4 protein-coding genes are annotated in these 3,440 nt (G+C 65.0%); 1 reads left to right on the top strand and 3 read right to left on the bottom strand.

Annotated features, from left to right (window positions below):
* Positions 1 to 127: 127 nt before the first annotated feature.
* From EN780_RS30215 to EN780_RS30225, 3 genes are all read right to left on the bottom strand, one after another.
* Positions 128 to 775, bottom strand: a complete 648-nt coding sequence (locus tag EN780_RS30215; RefSeq protein ID WP_128276119.1) for a dihydrofolate reductase family protein — start codon at positions 773 to 775, stop codon at positions 128 to 130.
* 196 nt (positions 776 to 971) lie between these two features.
* Positions 972 to 2,003: a porphobilinogen synthase gene (hemB, locus tag EN780_RS30220; protein WP_127393787.1), complete on the bottom strand. Its 1,032-nt coding sequence runs from the start codon at positions 2,001 to 2,003 to the stop codon at positions 972 to 974.
* A gap of 75 nt (positions 2,004 to 2,078) precedes the next feature.
* The gene (locus tag EN780_RS30225; protein WP_128276120.1) at positions 2,079 to 2,900 is read right to left on the bottom strand and encodes a DUF2066 domain-containing protein; all 822 of its coding nucleotides are present in this window, start codon (positions 2,898 to 2,900) and stop codon (positions 2,079 to 2,081) included.
* Positions 2,901 to 3,093: 193 nt separating this feature from the next.
* Here EN780_RS30225 and EN780_RS30230 point away from each other — a divergent pair.
* A partial coding sequence (locus tag EN780_RS30230) for an enoyl-CoA hydratase/isomerase family protein (RefSeq protein WP_189556862.1) occupies positions 3,094 to 3,440 on the top strand: 347 nt, incomplete at its 3' end.

The following is a 3,440-nucleotide window of genomic DNA, read 5'->3' on the forward strand; positions in this document are numbered from 1 at the left end:
GCGCCGACGCCAGCGATTGAGCCTTAGTTCGCGGTCAGCGGCTTATCGCCAATCTCCAACCGGCAACGCTGCCCCTCATTGCCGTGCCGGGCATTTCTCCCCGTCAAACGGGGAGAAAGAGCTGTAGTCACGCCCGCCCAATCACAACATGCGTGGCGAGGGGCGTCGCCACCTGCTCGGTGCACTGGTAGCCAAGGCCCGGCATGTCCAGGCCGGCGAAAAGATGCTCCCCCTTGCCGAGCAGCACTGGCGATATCGCAAGGTGCATCTCGTCGATGAGCCGCTCCTGCAGATACTGCCGGACGGTCGAAACGCCGCCGCCGACGCGCACATCCTTGCCGGCGGCCGCCTCCCTGGCCTGTTCCAGCGCCGAATGGATGCCGTCGGTGACGAAATAGAAGGTCGTCCCACCTTCCATCTCGATCGGCGCGCGTTTGTGGTGCGTGAGCACGAAAGTCGGCACGTGATAGGGCGGGTTGTCACCCCACCAGCCTTTCCAGCTGTCGTCCGGCCAGTCGCCGCGGATCGGTCCGAACATGTTGCGGCCCAGGATCCAGGCGCCGACATTCTCGAAGCTGCGCGCCGCGAACACGTCGTCCGTGTCGGTGGTGCCGCCGTCCTGGCCCATCACAACCTTGCGAAAAAAGCGGGTGCCGATCATCCATTTGTGCAGGTTCTCGCCGCCGATACCGAGTGGGTTGGCGAGATCCTGGTCAGGGCCGGCCCCGAAGCCGTCGAGCGACAGGGTGAAAGCGTTGACTCGCAGTTTCGACATGACTGCCTCCTCATAACCAGTTGTAATTTGCAAGCGGTTGTTATGTAGCAGACTGATTGCGAATTGCAAGCGGAGTTTTCGGGCGGCCAAAGACGAGCGCGACGCATCGCGCGCCGTTGGGCCGGCAGGCGGAATTGTTCCGTAAGATCGAGCCAATCGCCAGCGGCCGTCCCCCGCAAGCCGATGTTCGGGAAGGCTATCCCTTCAGCATCGCCGCCACTTCCGGCGCGAAATAGGTCAGGATGCCGTCGCAGCCGGCGCGTTTCAGCGCGAGCAGTGATTCCAGCATCGCCTTCTCGCCGTCGATCCAGCCATTGGCGGCGGCCGCCTTGATCATCGAATATTCGCCCGACACCTGGTAGGCAAAGGTCGGCATCTGCAGCTCGTCCTTCAGCCGTCGGATGATGTCGAGATAGGGCAGGCCGGGCTTGACCATCAGCATGTCGGCGCCTTCGGCGAGGTCCTGCTCGGCCTCGCGCAGCGCTTCGTCCGAATTGGCGTGGTCGAGATAGTAGGTCTTCTTGTCGCCTTTGAGCAGGCCGGCCGTGCCCACCGCCTCGCGATACGGGCCGTAGAAGGCGGAGGCGAACTTCGTGGCGTAGGACATGATCGCCACGTCCTGGAAACCATTGGCGTCGAGCGCGTCGCGAATGGCGCCGATGCGGCCGTCCATCATGTCCGACGGCGCGATGATGTCGGCGCCGGCCGCTGCCTGGATGACGGCCGCCGCCGCCACTTGTTCCACGGTCTCGTCATTGACGATGATGCCGTCGCGCAGGATGCCGTCATGGCCATGGCTGGTGAACGGATCGAGCGCGGCGTCGGTGATGATGCCGATCTCCGGCACCGCATGCTTGATGGCGCGGGTGGTGCGGTTGATGATGTTTTCCGGATCGAGGATGTGCGAGCCGGTCTGGTCGCGCAGCGAAAGCTCGACGTTGGGAAAAGTGGCGATCGCCGGAATGCCGAGCTTGGCCGCACGCTCGGCCTCCTTGACCGCGAGGTCGAGCGACAGGCGGAACACGCCGGGCATGGCGGCGATCGGCTCGCGCACTTGCTTGCCGTCGACGACGAAAATAGGCCAGATCAGGTCGTCGACCGAAAGCCGGTTTTCCTGCACCAGGCGTCGCGACCAGTCGGCCTTGCGCATGCGCCTCAGCCGCCGGCTGCCGGTGATCTCATCGACGCTGCGCGCGCCGGCAGGCTTTGCGGGGGTGAATCTGTTCATCGCCAAAACTCTCGTTTGGCCGGGTTTTAACACGGGCACTCACCGCAGACCAATGCGACACGATTGTGCCAGCCCTCAGGGTTGGCCATTGCCCGATAGAACCTGTGCCGCACCCCGGATAGCGACACGGAACGCCTCGTCGAAGCTGACGCCGCGCACTTGCCAGCGGTAGGTCTTGCCGCCATCACCAAGCCGCCAGTCGGCGATCCACCCCAGGTCCTTGTCGCTCCACACGATGCTGCCGGCGAGCGCGTGATCGGCTCCCGCCTTTTTCGCGAGTTGATCGAGCCCCGCAATGTCGGCTGCGCGCAGCGCCTTTTCGTCCATGCCGGAAACCAGCTCGGTCGGCGGGAAAGCGATGCGCATCAGCAACGGCCCCGTCGCGTTGACGAAAGAGTCGCGCATCGCCTCGCCGCGCCCGTCGTTCGCCGTCAGTACGAAGTGGCGTTCGCCCTGCTCGGCGCTGAGGAGGATGGCGAGGCGCGGCCGCTCGCCGAGCCAAGGCTTGCTGCCGAGCTGCGCTAGCACCTTGTCCAGCACGGCGGGCTTGTAGAGGCATGTGAGGTCGTGCGGCCGGTCATGGGTGCCTTGCTCGTCATGCACGGGGATGCCTTCCAGCCGGTCGTGGTAGCGGAAGCTGTCGACGAAATCGCCCGCCTTGTCGCGCAGCGCCGCCATCTCCGGCTTTGCCGGCAGGCGCTGATCGCCGGAAACCCTGACCAGCACCCGGTCCAGGCAATCCTTGAAACCGATCTGTCGGTTCACCTCGCCGGTGCCGGTGACGATGGTCTGCGACTGATAGAGGTCGTCGATCGTTGCGGCCATGGCGCCACGCGGCGCCGGCACGGCGGCGAGCAGGCCGATGATTGCAATGCCGAGATGCCAAAATGCGGACATGGCTCCCCCCGAAGTCCGTCAGGCAGCTTGTGGATCCTGCCATTGCTCCCCGCTTCTCCGCGAGGACTGCCGCTTCGTAGCACCAGCCGCCGGCGGCCGCCAATACGAAGGCGATCCCCTCCTGCCATTGACGGACATGTGCGCCAGCCTTTAGCACTTCAGTCCCGCATGCGCGGGGGAGGATTCTCTTACGATGGATTTTGGCGGAGGCGACGAAATTCGCTTCGAGCGGTTGGGCAGGGCCGGGGTCGTCACGCTGACGCGGCCGCAGGCGCTGAACGCTCTCACCCACGCCATGGTCAAGGCGCTCGGCAAGGCGCTCGATGCCTGGGAGCGTGACGACGGCGTCGATGTGGTGGTGGTCAAGGCCGAGGGCAGGGCATTCTGCGCCGGCGGCGACATCCTGCACGTCTACGAGGCCGGCCGCGCCGGGCAGCCGCCGGTCGATTTCTTCGCCGACGAATACCGCCTCAACGCCCGCATCAAGCGATTCAAGAAACCCTACGTCGCGCTGATCAACGGCATCGTCATGGGTGGCGG

This window comes from Mesorhizobium sp. M4B.F.Ca.ET.089.01.1.1 (assembly GCF_004022605.1).
Classification (GTDB): Bacteria; Pseudomonadota; Alphaproteobacteria; order Rhizobiales; family Rhizobiaceae; genus Mesorhizobium; species Mesorhizobium abyssinicae.